At 47.6% G+C, this 24,197-nt stretch carries 20 protein-coding genes; 4 read left to right on the top strand and 16 right to left on the bottom strand.

The features are described from left to right. Positions 1-559: class I SAM-dependent methyltransferase (locus ACKTT2_RS20385; RefSeq protein WP_407890238.1), on the bottom strand; the 559-nt coding region annotated here is incomplete at its 3' end. Between the two features lie 437 nt (positions 560-996). Between ACKTT2_RS20385 and ACKTT2_RS20380 the strand changes: the two genes are divergently transcribed. The 4 genes from ACKTT2_RS20380 to ACKTT2_RS20365 all read left to right on the top strand — a co-directional run bounded on the left by ACKTT2_RS20380 (position 997) and on the right by ACKTT2_RS20365 (position 6,288). After that, positions 997-4,392: a phycobilisome rod-core linker polypeptide gene (locus ACKTT2_RS20380; RefSeq protein WP_407890237.1), complete on the top strand. Its 3,396-nt coding sequence runs from the start codon at positions 997-999 to the stop codon at positions 4,390-4,392. Positions 4,393-4,923: 531 nt separating this feature from the next. After that, a complete protein-coding gene (locus tag ACKTT2_RS20375; RefSeq protein WP_407890236.1) occupies positions 4,924-5,310 on the top strand; it encodes a bilin-binding protein in 387 nt (128 codons plus the stop codon). Positions 5,311-5,375: 65 nt separating this feature from the next. Continuing rightward, positions 5,376-5,864, top strand: a complete 489-nt coding sequence (apcB, locus tag ACKTT2_RS20370) for an allophycocyanin subunit beta (protein ID WP_407890234.1) — start codon at positions 5,376-5,378, stop codon at positions 5,862-5,864. 217 nt (positions 5,865-6,081) lie between these two features. Further along, complete coding sequence (locus ACKTT2_RS20365) at positions 6,082-6,288, top strand: phycobilisome linker polypeptide (protein WP_017744942.1); 207 nt, start codon at positions 6,082-6,084, stop codon at positions 6,286-6,288. Positions 6,289-6,430: 142 nt separating this feature from the next. On the opposite strand, the gene ACKTT2_RS20360 is transcribed toward ACKTT2_RS20365, so the two are convergent. The 15 genes from ACKTT2_RS20360 to ACKTT2_RS20290 all read right to left on the bottom strand — a co-directional run bounded on the left by ACKTT2_RS20360 (position 6,431) and on the right by ACKTT2_RS20290 (position 24,175). Continuing rightward, positions 6,431-6,628: a type II toxin-antitoxin system HicB family antitoxin gene (locus ACKTT2_RS20360; RefSeq protein ID WP_407890232.1), complete on the bottom strand. Its 198-nt coding sequence runs from the start codon at positions 6,626-6,628 to the stop codon at positions 6,431-6,433. Between the two features lie 265 nt (positions 6,629-6,893). Further along, a complete protein-coding gene (locus ACKTT2_RS20355; protein ID WP_407890230.1) occupies positions 6,894-8,072 on the bottom strand; it encodes an ABC transporter permease in 1,179 nt (392 codons plus the stop codon). A 15-nt stretch (positions 8,073-8,087) separates the two neighbouring features. Next, on the bottom strand, positions 8,088-9,326 hold the full coding sequence (locus tag ACKTT2_RS20350) for an efflux RND transporter periplasmic adaptor subunit (RefSeq protein ID WP_407890229.1): 1,239 nt from the start codon (positions 9,324-9,326) through the stop codon (positions 8,088-8,090). Positions 9,327-9,465: 139 nt separating this feature from the next. Beyond that, on the bottom strand, positions 9,466-10,689 hold the full coding sequence (locus ACKTT2_RS20345) for a glycosyltransferase family A protein (RefSeq protein WP_407890227.1): 1,224 nt from the start codon (positions 10,687-10,689) through the stop codon (positions 9,466-9,468). 44 nt (positions 10,690-10,733) lie between these two features. Further along, positions 10,734-11,867 carry a glycosyltransferase family 2 protein gene (locus ACKTT2_RS20340; RefSeq protein ID WP_407890226.1) on the bottom strand — a complete coding sequence of 378 codons (1,134 nt, stop codon included), beginning with the start codon at positions 11,865-11,867 and terminating at the stop codon, positions 10,734-10,736. After that, a complete protein-coding gene (locus ACKTT2_RS20335) occupies positions 11,867-13,036 on the bottom strand; it encodes a glycosyltransferase family 2 protein (RefSeq protein WP_407890224.1) in 1,170 nt (389 codons plus the stop codon). Before ACKTT2_RS20335 ends, ACKTT2_RS20340 begins: the two co-directional genes overlap by 1 nt. A 28-nt stretch (positions 13,037-13,064) precedes the next feature. Then, entirely contained in the window at positions 13,065-14,204 is a 1,140-nt protein-coding gene (locus ACKTT2_RS20330) for a glycosyltransferase (protein WP_407890222.1), read from the bottom strand. Beyond that, a complete protein-coding gene (locus ACKTT2_RS20325) occupies positions 14,201-15,403 on the bottom strand; it encodes a glycosyltransferase (protein ID WP_407890220.1) in 1,203 nt (400 codons plus the stop codon). Before ACKTT2_RS20325 ends, ACKTT2_RS20330 begins: the two co-directional genes overlap by 4 nt. 2 nt (positions 15,404-15,405) lie before the next feature. Further along, on the bottom strand, positions 15,406-16,590 hold the full coding sequence (locus tag ACKTT2_RS20320) for a hypothetical protein (protein ID WP_407890218.1): 1,185 nt from the start codon (positions 16,588-16,590) through the stop codon (positions 15,406-15,408). Continuing rightward, the gene (locus ACKTT2_RS20315) at positions 16,580-17,179 is read right to left on the bottom strand and encodes an acyltransferase (RefSeq protein ID WP_407890216.1); all 600 of its coding nucleotides are present in this window, start codon (positions 17,177-17,179) and stop codon (positions 16,580-16,582) included. The genes ACKTT2_RS20320 and ACKTT2_RS20315 overlap by 11 nt, the downstream gene beginning before the upstream one ends. Before the next feature lie 7 nt (positions 17,180-17,186). Beyond that, positions 17,187-17,600 (bottom strand): acyltransferase, encoded by a 414-nt coding sequence (locus tag ACKTT2_RS20310; protein WP_407890213.1) that lies wholly within the window; start codon positions 17,598-17,600, stop codon positions 17,187-17,189. A 174-nt stretch (positions 17,601-17,774) separates the two neighbouring features. Beyond that, the gene (locus ACKTT2_RS20305; protein ID WP_407890211.1) at positions 17,775-19,586 is read right to left on the bottom strand and encodes an ABC transporter ATP-binding protein; all 1,812 of its coding nucleotides are present in this window, start codon (positions 19,584-19,586) and stop codon (positions 17,775-17,777) included. Beyond that, positions 19,583-21,415, bottom strand: a complete 1,833-nt coding sequence (locus ACKTT2_RS20300) for an ABC transporter ATP-binding protein (protein ID WP_407890209.1) — start codon at positions 21,413-21,415, stop codon at positions 19,583-19,585. Before ACKTT2_RS20300 ends, ACKTT2_RS20305 begins: the two co-directional genes overlap by 4 nt. Positions 21,416-21,489: 74 nt before the next feature. Then, a complete protein-coding gene (locus ACKTT2_RS20295; RefSeq protein WP_407890207.1) occupies positions 21,490-22,074 on the bottom strand; it encodes a hypothetical protein in 585 nt (194 codons plus the stop codon). A 37-nt stretch (positions 22,075-22,111) separates the two neighbouring features. Beyond that, the gene (locus tag ACKTT2_RS20290) at positions 22,112-24,175 is read right to left on the bottom strand and encodes a glycosyltransferase (protein ID WP_407890205.1); all 2,064 of its coding nucleotides are present in this window, start codon (positions 24,173-24,175) and stop codon (positions 22,112-22,114) included. Positions 24,176-24,197: the final 22 nt, after the last annotated feature.

Genomic DNA, 24,197 nt, shown 5'->3' with positions numbered 1-24,197 from the left:
GATAATCGCCCCGCTTATCACCTTGAAGAAGTGCGATCGCTTTTTGCATCAGTTGAATTTCCCACCGTCCCAACTCCCCGTACACGAAGATATGCATTAAACCACTAGGGGCTAACTTCTTCGCCAAAGATTGAATTCCACGGATAGGATCGGGTAAGTGGTGAAGTACGCCCACGCAATTAATCAAATCAAACTCACCCGGTAACTGTTCCACATCATACAAACTCAGGTGATGAAACTCCACACGATTTGCACCAGAACGCTGACAGCGCTCTTTCGCCACTGCTAAAGCATTAGCACTGAGATCCATACCGACAACACGAGCATGAGGGTTGAGGTGAACGAGATACTCAGTTCCCACCCCCGTACCACAACCAGCATCCAAGATGCGGATATCCTGCTTGTCAGGTTTTTTACCAGTACAAAAGTTATAAGCAGCCAACCAATTCCAACGCCAATTGTAACCAGGAGGCGGTTCGTCTAATAATGGTTCGGGAGGGAAAGGGTAGGTGTTGTAAAGTTTGGCGACAGCAGCGCTAATCGTTTGAGAATCGGACATTTTGTGGAGCAGAATTACAGCATTTCTTAATGTAGCGGAATTTGGGATTGGGGATTGGGGATTGGGGATTAGGGATTGGGGACTGGGAATGTCCAAGAATTTGAAACTCCCTTAGTACTTCTTTAATTCTGTCTACCTTGTCTCCCCAGTCCCCAATCCCCAATATTTGCAATAATTCTTTACATAAGTTCAATGAGTTCTCAGAGAGCTTAGAGCGACTGCTTTAGAGTTTGATACAAAAGAACTAGAATTTATACACACTTCTTAATAAAGCACCAGAAAAACCGCAAAACGTTCTAATCTAAAAGCTGACTGGGTTAATTTTTTCTGGCAGTCTTTAAGGCGGCATTCTTTAGGCATAAAAACACGCCCGTGTCAAGCCTAGAGCAACCCAGACTTAACACAAGAAAAAATATAATGGGAGTTTTACAAATCCGATGAGTGTTAAGGCAAGTGGTGGAAGCTCAGTTGCGCGTCCGCAACTATATCAAACCCTAGCTGTATCAACAATTTCCCAAGCAGAGCAGCAAGATCGCTTTCTGGGTGCTGGGGAACTTAATGAACTGGCAAATTATTTTGCATCGGGTGTTAAGCGTCTAGAAATCGCTCAGACCCTCACGGAAAATTCCGAGATTATTGTTTCTCGCGCTGCTAACCGGATTTTCGTTGGTGGTTCGCCAATGTCTTTCTTAGAAAAGCCAAGGGAACCCGAACTGGCGGCAGTAGCCGCATCGGCGGATACGAGAGAAGCTATGAGGTTGGGAACCGTCACCTATGTTGAATCGCGTGGTGGTTTCTTAGAAAACTTACGCTCTATCTTTAACTCCGCACCCGGTGCTCCAGTACCTCCGGGTTTCAGACCCATCAACGTTGCGCGTTACGGTCCGGCAAACATGGCAAAAAGTTTGCGGGACTTATCGTGGTTTTTGCGCTACGTAACTTATGCAATTGTGGCTGGCGATCCCAACATTATTGCTGTCAATACCCGTGGTTTGCGAGAAATTATTGAAAACGCTTGTTCTGGTGAAGCGACAATTGTGGCTTTGCAGGAAATGAAATTTGCAGCGCTTTCATATTTCCGCAGAAGTCCAGAAGGTACAGACATTGTGTCTCAGTACATGGATGTTTTGATTACAGAATTCAAAGCACCCAGCCCTTCTAATAAATTGCGCCAACGTCCTTCTAGCGACCAACAGGGTCTGGAACTGCCACAAATTTACTTTAATGCGGCAGAACGGCGTCCTAAGTTTGTGATGAAGCCCGGATTGTCAGCGACAGAAAAAACCGAAGTCGTGAAAGCGGCTTATCGGCAAATTTTTGAGCGTGATATTACTCGTGCTTACGGTCAGTCCATTTCTTACCTAGAGTCTCAGGTGAAAAATGGAACTATCTCAATGAAGGAGTTTGTTCGCCGCCTGGGCAAATCTCCTCTTTATCAAAAACAGTTTTTCCTCCCCTTTATTAACAGCCGCGCCTTAGAACTTGCTTTCCGTCACTTTTTAGGACGAGGACCGAGTAGCAGAGAAGAAGTACAAAAGTACTTTGATATCGTTTCTAGAGGCGGTCTATCGGCACTGATCGATGCTTTGGTAGATTCTGAGGAATACGGCGATTACTTTGGTGAAGAAACAGTACCGTACCTCCGGGGTCTGGGTCAGGAAGCCCAAGAATGTCGCAACTGGGGACCTCAGCAAGACCTGTTTAACTACAGCGCACCTTTCCGCAAAGTTCCTCAGTTCATTACGCTGTTCGCTGACTACGAACAACCACTCCCCGACCAGCATCCATACGGTTCTGGTAACGACCCATTGGAAATTCAGTTTGGGGCAATTTTCCCGAAAGAAACTCGGAACCCAAGCAATCGTCCTGCACCTTTTGGTAAAGATACCAAACGCATCCTGATTCACTCTGGACCCGGTATCAACAACCAAAATAGCAATCCGAACGCAAGAGGTGAATTCCCCGGTACTCTGGGACCCAAGGTATTTCGTTTGGATCAGCTACCCGGTACAAAAGGTAGAAAAGCACCCACAGGAACGAGTGTTAAGTTCTCGGAAAGCTCTACTCAAGCGCTGATTCGAGGTGCTTACCTGCAAGTGTTTGGTCGCGATGTTTACGAAGGTCAGCGTCTGAAAGTCTCGGAAATTAAGCTGGAAAACGGTGAAATTTCCGTGCGGGAGTTTATCCGCGCCTTGGCTAAGTCGGACTTGTTCCGCAAGATGTACTGGACTTCTCTGTATGTATGTAAGGCGATTGAGTACATCCACCGTCGCTTGTTAGGTCGTCCTACTTACGGTCGTCAAGAAAATAACAAGTACTTTGATATTGCCTCGAAGAAAGGTTTCTATGCTGTCGTCGATGCCATTATCGATAGCCAAGAGTATAGCGAGGCATTTGGTGAAGATACTGTTCCCTACGAACGTTATCTAACTCCCAACGGTGTTTCTTTACGGAAATTACGTGTTGGTAGCATTGGCGAAGATATTGGGATCAGGGTTGACAAGGAAGAAACCCCACGCTTTGTGGAACTGGGTGCTGTTACACAAATGCGGACAGAACCAGATATTCAGTTCCGCATTAACCAAGGTGTTACCAAGAAGCGCGAGCAAACGAAAGTCTTTAAGTTGGTGGCAGACACTAGCGATAAAGTAGCAGTAGAAACGATTATCGGTGGGGCATACCGCCAGATTTTCGAGCGCAATATTGAGCCTTATATCGCTCAAAACGAATTCTCAGCTTTGGAAAGCAGGTTGGGTAACGGGGAAATTTCTGTTAAGGAATTTATTGAAGGTTTGGGGAATTCCAATCTTTACCTGAAAGAGTTTTATACTCCTTACCCCAATACTAAGGTAATTGAACTAGGAACCAAGCATTTCCTGGGAAGAGCACCGCTTGACCAAGCGGAAATTCGCAAGTACAACCAAATCTTGGCAACTCAAGGTTTGCGTGCGTTTATTAGTGTAATGGTGAACTCTCAGGAGTACTTGCAAGCTTTTGGTGAGGATACAGTACCATACAACCGCTTCCCAACCTTACCTGCAGCTAACTTCCCGAATACGCAGAAACTGTACAACCAGTTAACTAAGCAAACTAAGGATGTCGTTATCCCCAGCTTTGAACCAGTACAGCCACGTATCGATAGCGACAAGACACCGATTTTAGCGAAAGCGATCGCAGATTTGGCAGCGAAAGGTCGTGAAATCGACAAGAGCAAGCCATTGTTTATTGAACTGGGTCGTTCCTATAACGATGGACGCGGACAGTCTGTAGAAGTTGGTGTAGGTACAACTCGCCGCAAACCAGCACGCATTTACCGATTTACACTGGGTACAACCCAAGCGGAAATACAGCAGGTAATTAATGCGATTTACATTCAGGTAATGGATGTGTTTAGCGGTCAAGTTCCCGTTTACTTCCGTCGGACTGACTTAGAAAGCCGATTGCGGAATGGTGAAATTTCTGTACGAGAGTTCGTGCGCGAACTAGCAAGTTCAGAAATTTATCGCAAGCGCTTCTACACCCCCTATCCCAACACCAAAGTTATTGAGTTCCTCTTCCGTCACATTTTGGGACGCGCACCAGCAACCCAGGCGGAAATTCGTCAGTACAACAAACTGCTAGCTGATGGTGGTTTGAAAGCTGCTGTAGAGGCAATAGTCAATAGCGCTGAGTACTCTCGGTTCTTTGGTGAGGACGTAGTTCCTTATCCACGCTACCCATCCTTACCTGCAGGTAACTACCTGGGCAGTGTGAAGGCTGCTGCTGACTTAGTGAAGCAATCTTGGTCTAGCCTGTCTCCCGCTGTGCTGACAGGACGGTCTAACTGGCGCTAGGGACAAGGCAGAGGGTCAGATCCCCGACTTCTTTGAGAAGTTGGGGTGCCACCTCTCACAATCAATGCAAGGCGTAGGGTGGGCATTGCCCTATCTCTTGTTCCCATGCCCCAATCTCTTGTTCCCAGGCAGAGCCTGGGAATACAGACCGTGAGGCTCTGCCTCGCGCAAGAAGAAAGCTGAGTACAGGAGGCGGAGCCTCTGTGAAGGCATTCCTAAGCGGAGCCTGGGAACGAGGTGAGTGCCCAATACCCAAGTCATGACTAAAAACTCATGGCTCAATTTGCTATTGCAACAATTCTTAATAGTTTGCTCAGAATCGAGTCACAATAGCGAACATGAAAAAAAATATTACAAACTATTAAGAAGAGTCATAATTGCGCAACAGAATGCCCGAAAATAAATCCGGAAGGTAGATGAGTAAGAAAGCTTGTGTACGACTTGCGACACAAGTCAACTCTGTCCGCCAAAGTCAAAGTCACACCAGTTTAACTAAAGTTCTGGTTTCATTAGTTCTGGAGGAATCCATTAATGAGTATTGTCACGAAGTCCATCGTGAATGCTGATGCAGAAGCTCGTTATCTCAGCCAAGCTGGCGATCAGTTGTTCCAAAAGCGCCCCGACGTTGTTTCTCCTGGTGGCAATGCTTACGGTCAAGAAATGACCGCAACCTGCTTGCGCGACCTAGATTACTACCTCCGTCTAGTTACCTACGGTGTGGTAGCTGGTGATGTAACACCTATCGAAGAAATCGGTGTTGTAGGCGTCCGTGAAATGTACAAGTCTCTCGGTACTCCTATCGAAGCTGTTTCGGAAGGTATTCGCGGTCTCAAGAACGTTGCTGCTACTTTATTGTCTTCTGAAGATGCAGCAGAAGCTAGCTCTTACTTCGATTACCTAGCTGGCGCTTTGCAGTAGGTGAAGTTGTTTCCCGACTCAAACAAGAAGTATTGCAATACAGTTGGACATAAGGAATTAACAACATGGCTCAAGACGCAATTACCTCTGTCATTAATACAGCAGACGTTCAAGGTAAGTATTTGGACACTGGTGCTCTAGAAAAACTCAGAGCTTATTTTGGAACTGGTGAACTGCGTGTACGTGCAGCTACCACCATTGCTGCTAACGCATCCGCAATTATCAAAGAAGCTGTGGCTAAGTCCCTGCTTTACTCTGATATCACCCGTCCCGGCGGTAATATGTACACCACACGTCGCTATGCTGCTTGTATCCGCGACTTGGATTACTACCTCCGCTATGCTACCTACGCTATGTTGGCTGGCGACCCATCTATCCTAGATGAGCGCGTACTCAACGGTTTGAAAGAAACCTACAACTCCTTGGGAGTACCTGTTGGTGCTACCGTACAAGCTATCCAAGCAATCAAGGAAGTGACTGCTAGCTTGGTAGGTCCTGATGCTGGTAAGGAAATGGGCGTTTACTTAGACTACATTTCCTCTGGCTTAAGCTAGGAAACAGTTTGCGCTTAAGAATTTAGGTGCGGCAACTTTAAGGACTGGAAATCAATCGTGAGTGCTAGAGTGTTTGTGGCTTTTCGTAGTGCAAAGTGCTAGCGGTCTAGTATTGACGCCTGATTTCCAGCCTTTGAGTGATTTAAAGAAGAATTTGCACTCTATAGAATTTTTGAGATAAAAAAGTTTTCACGTTCACTACAGGAGATCGAAAACAATGTCACGGACATTTAAAATTACTGCTTGCGTACCTAGCCAAACCCGAATTCGCACTCAGCGCGAACTGCAAAACACTTACTTCACAAAGCTAGTTCCCTACGAAAACTGGTTCCGCGAACAACAAAGAATTCAAAAAATGGGTGGCAAAATCGTTAAGGTTGAACTTGCTACTGGTAAGCAAGGTGCTAACACTGGTTTGCTATAATTCCTATCAACTCAAACAATTTGTAGGGAGTTGTCAAGAGGTCAAGAAGACCTCTTTTTTGTTTATTGATAATTTGAAATCCTACCTTTTCCAAAACTCGAACTGCATCTAAATGATTCACACCAGGAAGTCGAGGCACAGCTTACACCTGGAACTCAATCTCACGAATTTCTGCGTCATGCAATCGCTCTTCAAGGGCTGCCATATATTCCCGGAGCGCGTCCTGAATATTGGCTAATGCTTCTTCCTCTGTATCTCCTTGCGACCAACAGCCAGGAAGTGCTGGTACAGAAATGCTGAAGCCCTCTTCTGAACGGTAAAGTGCTACTTTGTATTTCATCACTACCTCTTGTTAAAAGACATGATTCCAGAGTAGCTTAGGATTTACGCTGTAGCGGTTCTTAGTTAGCTGCAATACATTGATAAATCTCTTGTAGAACGCAGAGCAATACTGCAAGGGATAAGAATTTTTGTAGGTTGGGCTTTCCCCGTGGGGAAACCCAACAAATGTCTGTAAATGTTGGGTTTCGTTCCTCAACCCAACCTACGTGTTTTTGTATTTTTAGGCAAAACCCGTCAAGTATTGGAACGGAGAGCAGAAGCGATTATTCTGAGCGTAAGGCTTTGACTGGATCGAGATGGCTGGCTCGCAACGCAGGGGGTAAGCCAGCTCCTACTCCTACTAGTAGTGCCGATCCCAATGCTATTGCTGCAATCTTGTTGTCAAACTGATAGGGCAAGTTAAAAGTGTTGGTAACCACAATCGTCAATCCATGCACTACCCCAAGACCCACTGTTCCTCCGACAAGACTCAAAAGTGCAGCTTCCAAAATAAATTGCAGCATGATTTCTTGCTGGGTTGCTCCCAAAGCTCGTCTCAAACCAATTTCAGTGGTTCGTTCCGTCACCGAGGCAATCATAATATTCGCAATTCCAACACCGCCAACCAGCAATGCGATCGCACCCACCACAGTCAGCCCCTTGGACGCCATCTCAAGAGTTTGCTGCTGCTGTAGGAGATCTGAGACATTGTTCCAAAACTTAAATTTTTGACCGGGGAATCGCTTCTGCAGTAGTTCTTTAGCTTGCTGGCTCAAATCTTCTATGTCTTCGAGTTTGTAGGGACGCATTTGAATGCTACCAATGTCGCGGCTACCGGTCAGGGCATTGTAAACAGACATCGGTACATATAGCTGACCTGCCGGGGGTGCATTTACGTCTAGAGTAGCGGTTACCACCCCCACAACGGTATAAGGTCTGTTCCCAGCATAAATCATCTTACCTACAGCCGTTTGCCTATCGAACAGTTGTTCTGCCAACAATTGATCGATAACAGCCACAGGGCGGTAGCTAGCAAAATCTTTAGCCGTAAAGAATCGCCCCGACACTAATGCTTTTCCTGAAGTCAGCAAAAAATCTTGAGAAACAGGTGACATGGGCGGAGCAAACTCCTTGTCCTGAAATATAGTTGGCGTAGGACCAGCCCAATTAAAAGAACCGATCGCCCGCAAGCCCACCATCCGTTCGCGTAAGAATTCCATGTCTTCCAACTTGAGTTGGGTACTACGACCACCATCCCTATTGGGGTATACTGAAACCAGAGGTGCGCCTCGCTTTGCCAGCTCCTGAGCGACCGCAGCCCGACTGATGTTACCGACTTGAAGCGTAGCGCTGACAGCAGCTACACCCATAAACACCCCTAAAGTTGTCAGTGTAGAACGCAAAGGGTTACTACCTAAGGAGCGAAAGGTGATATCCAGTAAGTCTAAAGGTGAAAGACCCATAACAATCGCTTTACTTCAAGTTTTGACTGGTGTTCCTGGCTTTAATTGCGACTGGGAGGGTGGCACTATGACCTGTTCGCCAGCACGCAAACCAGAAGTGACTTCTATGGTCACTAAGCCCTCCAATCCGAGGTTGATGGTTCGTTTTTGGGCTTTATTTTGACTATCCCGAACCCATACAAAGGGATGCGTGTCAGAGCGTTGAATAGCTTCTGTTTCTAAAACAACTACGTTTTGTCGTTGCTCTAAAACAATCTCAACATTCACCCGGCTACCTGGGATCAGCGTGCGAGTTGGGGTATCAAGCCGCACGATTGCAGGGACTGTTGCTTGAGTGGATTGGTTTTGACTGCCGCCCTCCTGTTTCTGGATGTCTTCAGGTGTAAGTGCTTGTGGATACAAACTTTGTACGTAGCCAGTGAATGTTTGTGGATTAGGTCCGATCGCACTAACACGGGTCACTTGGTTGACTCGAACTCGACTAGCGTTGAGGGTAGAAAGCTGGAGCTTTACCCGTACTTGCTTGGGGTCACCCAGGGTAAGCAGGTTAGTGCGTAACTCAACCCCATCACCGTTCTTAACATTAACACCCAAAACTACGCCATCCAGTGGTGCAGTCACAGTGGCGTCTTGGAGTTGCTGCTGAATAACTTGGCGATCCAACTTAAGACTTTGTAGTTCAAAAGTGGTTTCACCCGCTTCTTGTTGAGCATCTCGCAGGTTAGCCCGAGCTTCGCGGACTTTGTCTTCCTGCGCTAGGAAGAGTTGTCTTGCAATAGCTCCTTCTGTCATCAAGGGAGTTAGTTTCTGGAGTTCCCGTTCCTCAGCTATTAGCTTTTCCTGAGACTCAGTAATTTTCTGCTGGCTGCGTGTCAGCTTGAGTTTCTCTTGCTCAATTTTCAACTGTTGCTTGGCAAGAGCAATCTTTCGCTCGGGGTAGCGCAGAGTCAGTAGGACTTGACCAGCCCTGACGTTCTCCCCTGGCTTGACCAGTACCCGATCCACTGCACCCTCTGTTGGGGACTTGAGAACCCGTTGTTCGCGTAGTTCAACAGTACCACTCTCTGTGACTGTGGTTTCAACATTGTCTCGCTGTACAGTAAGCAAGCGTACTGCCACTGGCTCGGGAGGTTGATTCATAACTAGGAAATAAGTCAGCCAGCCGCTGACACCGACAAAAGCCAGAGCAATTGGCCAAACTAGCCATTGAACTCCGGTTTTCAATTGATTTTTTTCCTTATGCCAGATCGCCATCGCTTCATCCTGTCAGTTTGCAGTTCACTACAAGAGAGTGCAGCCCAAGGCGCTCACCTCACGTCAATGTCAACTCATCATGAGAAAATCCCACAACCACACATGAAAAAGGAATATCCCCCACTCCCTACTCCCTTCCCTACTCCCTACTCCCTTCGAGATCGAACACGACAAGGCGACTGTTGTGCAAAACGCAACGAAAATTTGAACTGAGATAATTTCTGAACTGAGAGTAGTAATCAAGCCACCAAAAGGCTGGCCATCCGATGACCATATAGCTAGCTTCCGCTTGACGCATTCGTTCCATTTCCCGGATAGCAGTTTGGTCATCAGGTGGGGCTCCCCAGTACTGACCTTCATGTTCGAGGAAGGGAAGAGCATGAAATTCTGGAAAAATTTCTGCACCCCATTGATTTTCATCAGCCAAAATAAAACGCTTCCCTGTAGGAATCACGGCTGCAATCTCCCGAATGGCAATTCGCAGCCGTTCCGACCAGCTCAGATTAAGTTTGGGTACAAGCCCAGACGTGAACTCACTGCGGCGCAGACTTATGTGCAACAGGCGCTCTGCAAGCCAGCGACGATAGGATGCATCTTCTGCACGCGGCGACTCCAGTAAATAAGCGATCGCATCAGTACGTTCTGCCATCACAGCCAGCGCTCCTGTTCCACTAAGGGAGTGGAAGCTAGCCTGAGAATCCTGTTCAACGTGAAACCGGACTTGAGCCAGTTCTTTAGCAATAAAGAAGAAATCGAATTGCGTTGCCATCCGCAAGTATAAGTTCAAGTCTAGCAAGTACTTGGAGTGCGTTATGTCGAATGCCCCAATCGCTCTTAGCGCACAAGCGCGAAACATGACCGCTGAGGTACGCAAAACCCATTTTCGCCCATTAACAATTTGATGGATGAACTCTAAACCGGACACTAGCCCTTCTGGTAACTTATCGGAAAGTTCTGTACCTCTCACCTGTAGTGTAGCATCGTTAATGTCAATAAATTCAGCTAGACCAGCCGAGAGACCAGCACGAGAATGGCTGTCCAATGCTAGGACAGATTCGTGGATGAAGTTGGGCAGCAATAGGTCATCGTCCGACAAAATGCTCAGATAGGGGCTAGAGTTTAGCTCAACAGTTCGCTGCCAATTGCCAAATATTCCTATATTGGTTTCGTTACGTACATAAGTGATTCGCGAATCTTCAAATGAGCGTATAACGGCTTCTGTATCATCGCTAGAAGCATTATCTAACACAAGAACTTGAAAATCTGGATAGTCCTGTGCCAGTACGCTTTGAAGACTCGTTTTGAGTAACTTCGAGCGATTGTAGGTTGGAATTGCTATGGTAACTTTGGTTTTAGGTGTCATGCGTGTTTCTACCCATCTCTATTTCGTAATCACGCCCGATAGTATCAAGCTGGTAACCGCAAATCAAACACAACCAAGCGATCGGAATCTAAAACACAGCGAAACTTGGTACGTAGATAGCAAGCGAATTCTGTATAGTAGTCAAACCACCAAAAAGCTGGCAATCCAAACACAATAAAACTTGCGCCTGTGCAGTGTAGTTGCTCGAACTCCTTAATGGCAACGGCATCATCTGGTGGTGGTCCCCAATACATACCATCTTTCTCTAGAAAGGGGATTGATTGGCTATTCTCAAGTAGTTGCCCATTCCATCCCCATTGATTCATATCAACTAAAATGTAGTTTTGTCCTGGTGGAATTAAGGGTTCGAGTTCCTGTCCCAATTCGACCATACGCTGGGCATGACCATAGCCAGAACCTTGCCAGTGTTCAGAAGCATCTTCAATTTGAATGCCCTGTTCTTGTAAAAACTTACGCAGGAGTGTCACTTCATAGTGATGTTGGTTAACTTGCCAGCGATAAGTAGTTTTGCTAGTGCCATTTTTACCATGAATGCGATATAATGCTTGATGCTCAACAATGCGCTTGATGCTGCCAAAAAACGGAGCAAGAATTGCTAAGTAGGAATCCGCGTTGATTCGGTAGTGAATCTCGGGCATAGGCAAAATCCTTTCTAAATAGCTACGTGCCCAAGCATTGCCGCTGGTAGGAGAGAAGACATGACCTTCTACACCACCTTTAAGCTGTGCATCACGCAAATCACCTTCTGGCAAAGGTTTTTCAGGAAATAACTTGCCCAGCGCTCGGCCATGAACATCAATGGTAGACAAAGGCCAATGTACCTTAACGGCGTTTGGATCGCGCAGTAAATCAACTGCTTTTTCAATGGCACTCGGTAGCAACACATCATCTGCATCTAAGAAGCAGACAATCTCACCACGACTGACGGCAAAACCAGCATTGAATGCTGACCCCTGCCCACCATTTTCCTTTAAAACAGGAATAATTCGTTTTTTATAATTGGCAATAATTTGTTGTGAGCCATCTGTTGAGCCATCATCGACTACGATCGCTTCTATAGGCTCATAGGTTTGATTCAAAGCACTTTCAATCGCCTCAGGTAGAAAATGCCCGTAGTTGTAGTTGTTGATAATAATACTGGCTAAAGGTTTTTCCATTAGCGTAAGTCAAATACAATTAAACAGTCATTTTGTAATACACAGGGAAACTTTTGGCGCAAATAATCGTGAAATCCGATATAATATTCCAGCCACCAAAAAGTGTGCAACAGAAAAACAATCGCGCTGGCACCAGTTTGGTGTATTCGCTCAAATTCTCGAATAGCCATGCCGTCATCTGTTGGAAGTCCCCAATACTGTCCGTTGTGTTCGGTAAAGGGTATAGTCCGAAAGCCCTCGATAATTTCATTACCATTTAGCCAATCTTCATCGACTAAAATAAAGGGTTCCTCCGGAGGTATCAAAGCTTTAAGTTCCTCCATGCTCGCATAAAGTTGACCGATACGATTCCGCTCCATAGCAAAATCCAGATCTGCTGTCACCTGAACTAAATTCCACTTTTTTGGAATGCGTTCGAGCTCCGAAGCCGCTCGTTCGAGATCCCATCTCATGAAGAAATAGCCGAGATCTTCACGATGGGGAGGAAAAGGATGCCAGAAATGAACAACAGACTTCGGTTCAAACACAACCGGAATTTTGGCATTATATAAAGCCAAACTAGAATCGATCCAATCTAGATAAGTAACCTCTTCATCAAAAGGAGCAACTCGGTCAAAAACGCTTCGGCGAAAGAGCTGACAGTGCGCTTCCCCAGACAGTTCTATCGTCCGGCGATGCTCCCCTTTATCAAGTTGTCGATCGTCTGTAAGCGGAAGGATTTCATATTTGACTCCGTCAGTTGTTTGCACCGAGCGGATCTGACCCAGGTTTGAGTCCCAGTGAACTTTTGTCTCTCCCAATCGCCCCTCGATAATGCGCGGTATTGCGACATCAGCCGGATGCTCTTCGCATGCCGCAATGAGTTGAGATAGCCAGCCCTCCTCAACGATAACGTCACTCTCTATAAAGCACACAAAATCACTTTTGGCTTTTTGAATCACCAGGTTTCTTGACTGGTTAGGCATTAAGTAATGGTCTTTGTGGATAACTTCTACATGACTGCGTCCTTCTAGCACTTGTTTAATTTCCTGCCAATACACCTTGGGTGTGTTGCAGTCTACCACAATCATCTCAAATGGAATGTGAGTGTACTCAAAAATTCGCTGCAAAGATTCAGCAGCTAAGGAGAATTGTTCGCGAGGAAAGAATCCGATGGTTACTGTTGACATAGTGATACTTTATAAACTCAATGTATCGTTAACTCATAGCTGCTTCTAAAAGAGATGAAAGAACTTTATCTGAGTTAAAGTATTCCTCTGCTAACTGCCGTGCTGCATGCTGATGTCTTTCATAGTCAGCGTTGATGGCTTCTGTACCTTTTAATGCCTCCTTTTGGTCGCAAAAGGTTAAAATCCCTTCTCCTATCGGCAGCCAGTCACTCAAGCCTGTATCTTGAACTAGAACGGGTTTGCCAGAGGCAAGGTAACATACGCTGCGATCGCTAAACCAACCGCCCTTTGTAGCAACATAACCTTGTTTTGCAACTCCAAACTCAGCACGGGATTCTTGAACGAATGTCTGGTAAGACTCTGGCGTAAAGGACGCAATCCATCCGGGGAGGACTTCCCAGCCGTACTGGGATAGCTCATTGGGAAAACCGCCACTCAGTGCAATCCGAAACGATTGTTTTGTCAGTTGCGGTAGATCGATGAACTTTAGGAATTCTTTATCCTTATTGCCGTAGGTGACTCCCTCGTAGACCACCTCCCGATAACTGTGCCACTGCATAATCGAACTGAAGTGGGTGGAGTTATCGTTTTCAGTCACTGACCAGTAAGACAATGCTACTGGAGGTAATGTCAAGAGCCAATGCCTACCAATTGTGGGGATGAGACAGTCTGCTGCACCAATGCGCTGCCCGATTGTGAAGAGGCGATCGCAACGTTCGATGGTGTTGATTAATTCCCCATGACCGCAAGCAATGTTAATCTGAGTGAAACCAGGATCTGCATCAATATAAATGCGACGCTTCGGCAATTCATATTCCTCTCTCCAGAGAGAAATTGGTGAGCCACGGACAATCATGAGATCGGCTTGGGAACAAACGTCCCTAAACTCATCAACCTCCATCCCAACTGAGCGATCGCCAGCCCGGTAAATCCATTGGTTTTCAAAGCCAAGGGGTTTCAAGCAGTTGCTCAGATAATTGGTGGGATAGTCCAATTCCGTTGTGAGTTGCTCGCTCTCCCAGTTGTAAACCCACGACTCGAGTCCACATTCTTCCAAATAAAAAACATTATGCCCAAGCGATCGCAAACCCAAAAGGTACTGTAGGTCAGACCAGGCATTGCCACCTATAGGAAAACGACCGATAGCACTAGCGAAAATGACATTCATCTTACCTCAACCCTCCTTAACTCGTCGCGAGCATACATTGCTGTCTCTAATAGTCGAGGTAGCACCACTTTGTAACTAAAGGTTTGCTCGGCTATTTCCCTTGCTGCCAAGCAATGCGCCGGATAATCAGCATTGACGCGCTCTATGCAATCGACTGCTTCTTTTAAGGAGGAAAAAGCCAGCACGCCGCAACCCGTCCGCAACCAGTCACTAAATCCGGTATCTTGTAAGATGACCGGGCGACCAGCAGCGAGATAGCAAACACTGCGATCGCTAAACCAACCGCTGCGAGTTTTGACATAAGCTTGTTTGGCAACGCTAAATTCTCCCCGAGAGCCAGTAATGTAAGTGCTGTATGTTGAGAGGTTAGCGCTAATTTCCCAGGCATCTCGAACTAACCAGCCTGCTGTCTGTAGAGACTTCGTAATCTCTGCTATTTCTGTATCCTTGCCCGAAAGAGCGAGTTCGAGTTTCTGGGTACAGTAGCTTGGGAGTTCCAGCAAGCGCATAAATTCCTCATCTTTCTGTCCGTAGCATTCACCCTTGTATATAGTTTTACCATAAGCACTCCAATTGGCGATCGTAGTGAATGGTGCGTTTGCCCGCTCTTCACAACCCTGTTCTGGAGTCAGTACGGAGCTTCTCCAGATTTCTGGCACAACAGGCGGTACAGTAGGGAGCCATTCAATACCATCACTGGGAATGCTGCAATTGCGTTGTTTGATATTAGCGCCATAAGTAAAGTAGGCGTGGTAGTCATTGCGACCCTCGGCAGCAAACTGCCCTATTTGCGTAAAGAATGGGTCCATGTCGATAAGTACCCGGCGCTTACAGAGCAGAAATTCAGGTAGCCAGCAAACTCCACCGATATTCAATAGCAAATCCGCCGTCTCGAGCATTCCCTCTACCTCTTGCCAATCAGCACCATAGACGGTTCCCGTGTCCCTATTCACATAGCACACAATGGCATTCACGCCATAAGTATTTATGAGTGTCTGTACTGCATGAAGACCAACGAGTGGAGCGTCACTGTAATCGCGGTTTATCGGGTTATAGCAGGATTGAGACCAGCCGCTTTCCTCCAGGTATAGGACTTCATGTCCCAAATAATGTAACCCTAACAAATAGTGGAAGTAGGCCAAAATATTACCTGCCAATGGATGTCGGATCGTATATCCACAAACAACAATGCGTGCCATGCTTAAAACCCCGCTCGCTCCATAAGACTGCCAATCACCTTCTCTGCTGCAAAGTACTCCGAGGCAATTTCGCGAGCTGCTTGGCAATTGCCTTCGTAATCGCTTTCGATCGCGTCAAGCGCCGTCAAAATATCCTCTATAGTGTTAAAGGCAAAAAGTCCTCTACCCGTTGGCAGATATTTGCTGAATCCTGTTTCCTGAGTAATGACAGGACGACCAGCTGCTAGATAGCAGGCAGAGCGATCGCTAAACCAGCCGCTTAAGAGGCGCGTATATTGCTCCTTTGCCACCGTGAACTCCCCACGCGATCGCTGGATATAAGTGCGATAATTATTCATATCTTGAGAGAGTTCCACAGCGTCTACCTGACTCCAACCGTGCTTCTGAAGCAGGCATCGCACGTTCTCTCTTTCATCCTCACTCACATTCGCAGCCATCTCAAATCGCAATGGACGCTGTTGGGGAAGATCGAGAAATTTTTCTAATTCACGCGCCTTGCGCCAGTAGTAAGTTTTGCCTTGATAAGTAATGTCCTTCCCCTTGTTATTCCAAGTGGCGATAGTGTTGTAAGCAATTCCTGGTGGGGGATTTGAAGTTTCCCACAGATCCAGCATTACGGGTTGACGGGTCGGTAGCCACTGAAACTGCCCGACAGGAACACCACAGTCTGGTGCTCCTAGATTTTCCCCAAAACTGAAATGGGTATCGTGAGCGGACAGATGAGCAATGAGTTTTTTGTCGTCCTGAGCCACCCGAATTTGAGAGGCAACCGGATCGGATTCCACATAAATGCGGCGGTGGCAAGCCAAATGCTCGTCGCGGATTTCCTGGTCACCCGTTACGTTCAAGAAGGCGTCTGCTTCCTTATATAATTGTAAAATTTGGGCTTCAGTCATCCCATAACATTCACCCCCCAGATAGTCGCGAAATGCCCAGCGATCCTTAAAGCCATACGCCTCTAAAAGGGGGGCAATCTGCTGGATATTCTCAGTAGCATCTGGAGAAAGGTCGTTGATACGGGGATTGTAAATCCAACGCCATGAATCTTCTATATAATAAGCGTCATACCCCAGGCGACGAAGCCCTAATAAGTAGTGGAGGAACTGGTAAGTCACTCCTGCCAGGGGATACCAAAATAGAATACCAAAAACTATAATTTTTCCCTTACTAGGGCGTTTATACTTCACGGTCAGCACCTCCTGCATCTAACTGACGAATGATACGGGCAGGATTGCCAGCCACAATGGTATACGGTGGCACATTCTGGGTGACAACAGACCGTGCTCCGACGATCGCCCCTTCTCCAATTGTGATGCCCGGTAGTACGCAGGCATCAAAACCGATCCAAACGTTACACCCAATAAGGATTGGTTGCGCTGGTACTCTTGCATCAATATGTCGGGGCGAACGAAATGGCAGAAGTTCTAGTTCGCGCTGCCGTTCTGTTGGGTCAAACGGTAACCGATAGGTGTCCATTAGCACAACATTCCAAGAGATGAGGGCATAATCGCCGATCTCGATCTGGGAATCACAGATAATCCTAGCTCCGTGGACAAGCGCATAGTTGCCCAAGCTGACTCGCCCACGCGGACCAACATCAAACATCGTTCCCAGATAGGTGGAAGCGCCGCGACCGTACTCTATCCCTATTGGTGCTTCACTGCGGTATAAATGAAAACTAAATGTAGTCTCAACGTAAGCAGTTTCATCAAGAATGACATTTTCTGGAATTGTGCCGGGATACCAATCCCAGGAGAGAGTGCGCGTAGAAACCATATCGCCGTTAGACCTCCCCAATAATCTGTGCCGGGTTACCCATAACTCGGCTGCGTGGCGGTACATCTCGGCTCACCATTGCACCCGCCTCCACGAGAGCACCCGCTCCAATATGGACTCCTTTTAAGATTGTGGCGTTCGGTCCGATCCAAACACCGTCCTCAATAACCACGGGTCGCTTGACGATTTCCGGTCGCGCTAAGGTCTTCCCCAAGGGCGAGCATGCTATTGCGTCAGCAATGCGTTCGGCAGGCGCAATTGGATGAAAGTCTGTATCAGTCAGTGTTGCATTCCATCCAATAACAACGTAGCTGCCAATACGAAGTTCTAACTCGCACAGGAGTACAGCATTTGTGAAGTAGCAGTAGTCGCCAATCTCGACCTGTCCCTTCTCACCAATATCGAAGTGGACGCCGTCCATGGTGCAGTGCTTGCCGATTATGAGTCCCCGTTCTCTATGGCTGTGGAATCGCTTGAACGCGAGATTGCCCATGACAACTGTATTTGAACCAATTTGGACATTTTCAGGAAAATTAAAAATCTTCTTAGAATCCGATTGATGATTGGCTAAGTCAGTCACCTTCTCTCTCCTGGTTTATGCTGATTCCGAATGAATTGTGGAGCGCCCGGATTGGATTTGGTGCAGGCGATAGTACAGCCCACGAGCTTTGAGCAATGTTTGATGGGTTCCGCTTTCCACGACTCGTCCTTGTTCCAACACTACGATCCGGTCTGCTCTTTGCACTGTCGAGAGGCGATGGGCAATAATGAATGTAGTCCGTCCTGCCATCAGTCGCTCTAATGCCTCTAGCAATAGAAACTCGGTTTGAGCATCTAGGGCTGAGGTGGGTTCATCCAGAATCAGTACTGGAGCATCCTTGAGCAGAGCACGGGCGATCGCTAACCGTTGCTTCTCTCCCCCTGAAAGCGTAGCACCGCGCTCGCCAATGACCGTGTCATAACCTTGGGGTAATCGTTGAATAAAATTATCCGCATTTGCAGCTTGAGCGGCGGCAATAATTGCTTCGCGGCTAGCACTAGTGCAGCCATAAGCAATGTTCTCAGCGATGGTTAGCGGCAGCAAAAATGGCTCCTGCAAAACTAGCGAAATCTGAGAGCGCAGACTTTTCAGTTGTACGCTGCGGATATTTACCCCATCAAAGAGGACTCGTCCGGACCAGGGATCGAAAAAACGGGGAATGAGGGAAACCAGCGTACTTTTACCAACTCCTGTCTCTCCTATCAACGCAATGGTTTCCCCTGGCTGTGCCTCCAAGGAAACGTCCTGGAGTACGGGTCTGCCTTGCTCGTAGCCGAAGGTGACTCCCTCTAGGCATACGTATCCCCTCGCTCTAACCGATCGTAAGAGCAGAGGGTTGGCACCAGGAACCTCCTGCACCTCATCTTTATTGTCCAAGACTGTTAGCACTCTACGAGCACTAGCTGCGGCTGCCGCAAAACCAGACGACATATAAGCCAGAGTCTCCATAGGCACATACAAGGAAGTGAGATAAGAAAGGAAGACCAGTAAAGAACCAATTGAGAGTGACCCATCCAGAACCTGGGAGCCGCCTACTAGCATGATAATTGCTGTTCCTACTGCCGTTACCCCACTCACCCCTACTTTGAATTGCATCTGGGCAAGAATAGCACGCAAATACGCTTGGAGTGCTTGGCGGGATAGGTAGCGAAAGCGCTCATCTTCATATGCTTCGCGACCAAATGCTTGAATAATCGGTAGCGCTGTTAAGGTCTGCTCGCTAAGCGCCATAATCTCGCCTTCAAATTGTTGATGCTGATAGGTTCGCTCAATCATGGGTTTGTTAAAAACCCAAATGAGTAACACAATCGGAGGAGCAACAAGCAGAGAGAACACTGAAAGTAGGCGATCGATTTGCCACATCACGGCGAACATGGCTACTAGGCTTACTAAGGAAGTGAGCACGGGCAGAAAAACTCCCATTGCCAGGTTCCGAATACAGATGCTGTCAGTCATAACTCGCCGGACGAGGTCTCCAGCGTGGTGTTGGTTATGAAACCTCAGGGAAAGATGCTGCAAGCGATCGAACAGTGCCGCTCCCAAGTCATAACTCATCTGACTCCCTACGCCTGCTCCCACATAATCCTGGAGTAGACGAACTCCCTCACCGGTCAAAAATAGCACAATTGTGGAACCGGCTAACCAACCGAGCAACTGAATGTCAGATTCAGCACCACTGAAGGTTTTGAACCAAACAATGGTATGTGGGAGGGATTGGTTGCCTAGGACGGAATCAACGATCAGCTTTAAAGGCCAGGGCTTGAGCACATTCAGCCCTACATTCATTAGCATGAGCAGCAGCACAAACACAAGTCCGCGCCAACGAACCAGGGCGTAGCGTGCCAGTCGCAGCCACCACTGTTTCATAGGACAACCTCCTGCTGCGGATCGGTAAACTGTAAGGAGTGCAAACGCTTGTAAAGACCAGAGGTTGCCAGCAACTCTTGGTGCGTTCCCATCTCCACAACCTTTCCCTGCTCCAGCACTACGATCCGATCTGCCCGGAGAATAGTCGAGAGCCGATGGGCAATGATGAAAACTGTCCGCCCTTGCATCAAGCGCTCTAAAGCTTCCAGCAGCAGTGTTTCAGTTTGAGCATCCAAAGCAGAAGTCGGTTCATCGAGAATCAGTACTGGCGCATCCAGTAGCAATGCCCGCGCGATCGCCAGCCGCTGTTTCTGTCCTCCGGACAAGATTGCTCCTCTTTCACTCAGAACGGTGTCATATCCCTGAGGCAGCTGACGGATGAAGTCGTCTGCTTTTGCCGCTTTGGCTGCTGCTACAATCTCCTCCTGGCTTGCTCCAGGACGCCCGTAGGCAATATTGTCTGCCACCGAAAGCGGCAGGAGAAACGGCTCCTGCAGCACTAGGGCTATTTGCGATCGCAGGCTTTTTAGTTGTATGCCTCGGACATCTGCCCCATCAAAGAGGACTCTTCCCTGCCAGGGGTCAAAAAAACGGGGAATTAGGGAGACCAAAGTACTCTTACCAGCACCGGTTGCGCCCACCAGAGCAATGGTTTCTCCCGGTCGAGCTTCCAGTGTAATATCTTGGAGGACGGGATAGCCCGGATTGTAACCAAAAGTCACTCCCTCCAGGCGTATATGTCCCCGCGCTCCTTTGGGACGATCGGGCAATGGTTTGGCTCCAGGAGCATCATGTACCCCATCTTTAGCATCCAAAACCTCTAGCACTCTATCTATATTGGCTTCCACAGACCTAAGGCTCCCGTAGATCCCAAACAGACCCCTAAACGATCCTTGTATCGGCTGTAGATATGCCAGGAAGACGAGCAAGCTGCCAACACTCATGACTCCTAATAACACTTGCTGCCCGCCCACATAGAGGATAATTGCATTACAAACCGTTGCCACAGCACCATTTGCAAGACCGTAGGCACTCTTGAGCAGGGTTTCGCGTTGCGCGATCGCAACTGCATCTGCCCCTAGGTGCTGAAACTGTTCGGTATTGTAACTCTCCCGTACATATGCCTGAATCATTGGGATTGCTGTCAGCGTTTGGTGGACAAAACTCGTGAGGCGAGATTGTGCTTCGCGGTTGAGCTTTGTCCGGCGCTTGATGTGGGAACCAAAGACGAGGGCGGAAGCAGCCATGATTGGCGCAACAAAGAGCGAAAGCTGCGTCAGTAAAGGATTCAGATTCCAGGCGACGATGCTAATAGTTCCTAGGGTCAGCAGGTGCTGTATGGGTGAAATCAGCACAGCACCGATTGAGGTGTAAACGCAATAAGAATCACCTGTCAGGCGACTCAGAGAATCGCCGACGGTACGCTGGCTGTGGAACAGGAGTGAAAGGCGTTGAAGACGATAGAACAAGCTCTGAGCTAGTTCGTAGACCATACCTTGCCCAGCAGCGCTCCAAGCCCAGCTAAGACCCGTGTCAAGTGTAGCGTTCAGGGCATACAGCCCAAGGCTACAAACAGCAGCGACAACGACTAGCAGTGGCGGCGTGAGGGACAAGTTAAAGTTTCCAAAGAGTGAGTTAACTGGCAGGGGGATAGCTGCTTGACCGAGGGCATAATCCACCAGAATTTTTATTGGCCAGGGTTGAAGGGTTGCAGTGGCTGAAGTGCCAGCCACTAGAACCAGGATTACTATTAAGGTGCGCCATTGGCGCAGTGGATACCGGAGCAAGCGCCCGTGTCGGTGCATCATCGCTTTGATCCCTTGCCTCATCTACGGATTCACCTCCCGTTTAACCATTCACTCATTAGATCTGGCTGAATTCCCACTTTTAGTTATGAAGAGCATCAAGCGGAAGTGCCGATAGTTGACTGTAATATTGCATTTTGGCTCACAGACTGAGTATCGGTGGTGTGTATCGGCAGCAGGTGCATTTTTTTTGTTACGGTCGAGAGCACTTGATAAATAATACGTCCCAAGCCGAAGTTTTGATATAAAATAGCGGCGGCGTTGAGCACACCTACTATAACTGCGACTGTAGCTAATTCTGGCATTCCCAAAATAAGTGCCACAACTGTCAAAAGAGAATAGCCAATCATAGCCATAGTGGCTAACTGTGACATCCTGAGCGCACATCGCACCCTGAGAAGTCTTTTATTGCCCCCATGATTTTCAGCACATACCTTAACTTCAACCTTTGACCAGATCCCTCGGTAAATCTCTAAATCCCAGTCGCTCCACCCGCGATCGATAGCGATGAAATACTTGTAGGGAATAAGGAAATCTATGACCTCTTGCAGCAACTTTTCCTTCTCCAGTCCCGCCTCTGTCCAATAGGATAAGCAAAAGGCGCGATCGCTCCAGGAGATATGCGGTGTAAGTGCTGGTCGATCGAACTTGATTAACCCTACTTGAGTCAGTGTTTGAGCCATTGTCTTAAAAATTATTAAAAACTAGTTGATTTCTGATTTACAACTCATCAAACTGAATTTGCTCTACCTTAGTCAGTCTTCTGATACGCCAGCGGTAGCGCTCTACACTGCGTACAAGAGGACCCAGGTAGATCAACAGAGCAACAAGCAGGCGTGCTCTCACTCCTTGAAAACGGGGATCGATGCGTGCCTGTAGAGCACCAGCTACACACCAAATACAAGAAATGATGAACATTGCTGCACCGAGCCACGGGCGATCGCCAGACAAAAGCCCAGATAAAAAGAAGATAGCAGCAGCTACATTCCACTCCAAGGTTAGGGGTAGAAAAGAAAAGAGCGAGGAAGAAGGCTCATACAGGGTTTGAAACAAACCGCGACCAAACACCCCGGAATAGATAACTGGTTGACCGAAACGGAGATAAGAAGATAAGTCTCCGTAGATCCTCCCCAACCAGCTAGGTTGTCCCAGAAGATTAAAGCGGTAAGGATGCTTAAAATAAACGAGCGCCTCCGCCTTACCATAACCTCGTTGCTGCTTAAGATACGCATCTACCGTGTTACGGCGAAAGTGCCACACTATTGCAGCTGGGCTGAAGCCAATTGTGTAGCCTTTGTCTTGCAGCCGCCAGCACAGGTCAACATCGTCACCAGCAACACGAAACTGCGGGTCGAAGCCCCAAATTTCCTGTAGAGCCTCCCGACGAAAAGCCATGTTGCAGCCTGCAATATGTTCGGCAACTTCATCGCTCAAAAGTACGTGGGTAGGTACCCCCGGAGAGACAGCAACGCAAGCAGGGACAAGAGAGTCCTCAGGGGGAGATAAGTTTGGACCACCGACTGCTGCCAAATTTGAGGAGAGAAACTTTGCTACCAGATAGGTGAGCCAGTCCGGATCTGCCATACAATCAGAATCGGTAAAGGCAACGATCTCCCCCGTTGCAGCGGTGATGCCGACGTTGCGTGCTACGCTCAGTCCCTTATTTTCCTGACTAATCAAGCGTACATAGTCATAGCGCTGAGTAATTTCTAGAGTGCGGTCAGTCGAGCCATCATTGACTACAATGACCTCATAGTTGGGGTAGTTGAGATCCTTGAGAGAAGCTAGGCAGCTATCCATAGTGCGTTCAGCATTGTAAGCGCACACAACTACTGAAACTTTGGGGTACTTTGGTAGCGTTGGCGGCAGAGGTCCTGTGTAATACTGCTGCACCGTATCGAACGCAGGCTTTTTGTTACGTTCAGCATCAACCAAGCCAAAAGCCCAGTCTTGTATCGCATAACCGCCGGTAAACCACTCGTCCGTCCAGGAAAAAATTATCGTTCCTGCTGCTCCCATCTCAAAGCTTGATGACAACTTCTGGGAGAGGATTTCGGCTTGCGCTTGGGTTCCCTCACGGATGGAGTCAACACCAAACTCACTCAGCACTAGAGGTTTATCCCCCGCCAGATTGTGGAGTCGGGACAGGTAGCGGCGAAAATCTTTTTCTTGATGCAGGTAAACGTTAAAGCATAAAAAATCAGTAAAGTCAATATTTAAATATTCGGTACAGGGGTAATTGGCATAGCTTACCAAAGTTTCTGGATCGCTATCTTTTGCTACCGCCATTAACTCTTTGACAAAAGCACGAACCCGTCTTTGACCATGCCAACGCACAATATCCGGAGGAATCTCATTGCCCACCAAATAGGCAAAGGCAGCAGGATGGTTCTGACAGGCTTTGACTCCACTGGCAATGCAGTTCCGGATTTCTGCCTGAACAGCAGATGAATCAAGAAAGGCGATATGCTGAGACCAGGGTATGCCGATGAGCATCCTCAGACCGTAGGCACAAGCTAGATCCAAAAGCCAATTAGGTGGAACGGTATAGATACGCAGACAGTTAACCCCCAACTGTGCCATCATGGCAAAGTCTTTCTCCACAACTGGTTTTTCTGGAAAAGGTTTGCCGTGCGTGCCAGTGGAGAAGGGACCGTAGCTAACTCCTTTAAGAAAAAATTTTCGCTCTTCAATAAAGAAAAATTTGCCCTTGACTGTAACTGCTTCCCTACGTGCAAGTGGTATAGGGCTACAGCCAGAAGATGACAAGGTCAGATTTTGCAAAATACCCCCCACAATTTACTGA

Origin of the sequence: Scytonema hankhaensis NUACC26, assembly GCF_045865695.1 — a bacterium.
In the GTDB taxonomy this organism is placed as follows: Bacteria; Cyanobacteriota; Cyanobacteriia; order Cyanobacteriales; family Nostocaceae; genus Scytonema.
Note: the sequence above shows the minus strand (reverse complement) of the source record. Positions and strands in the feature narration are given on the sequence as shown.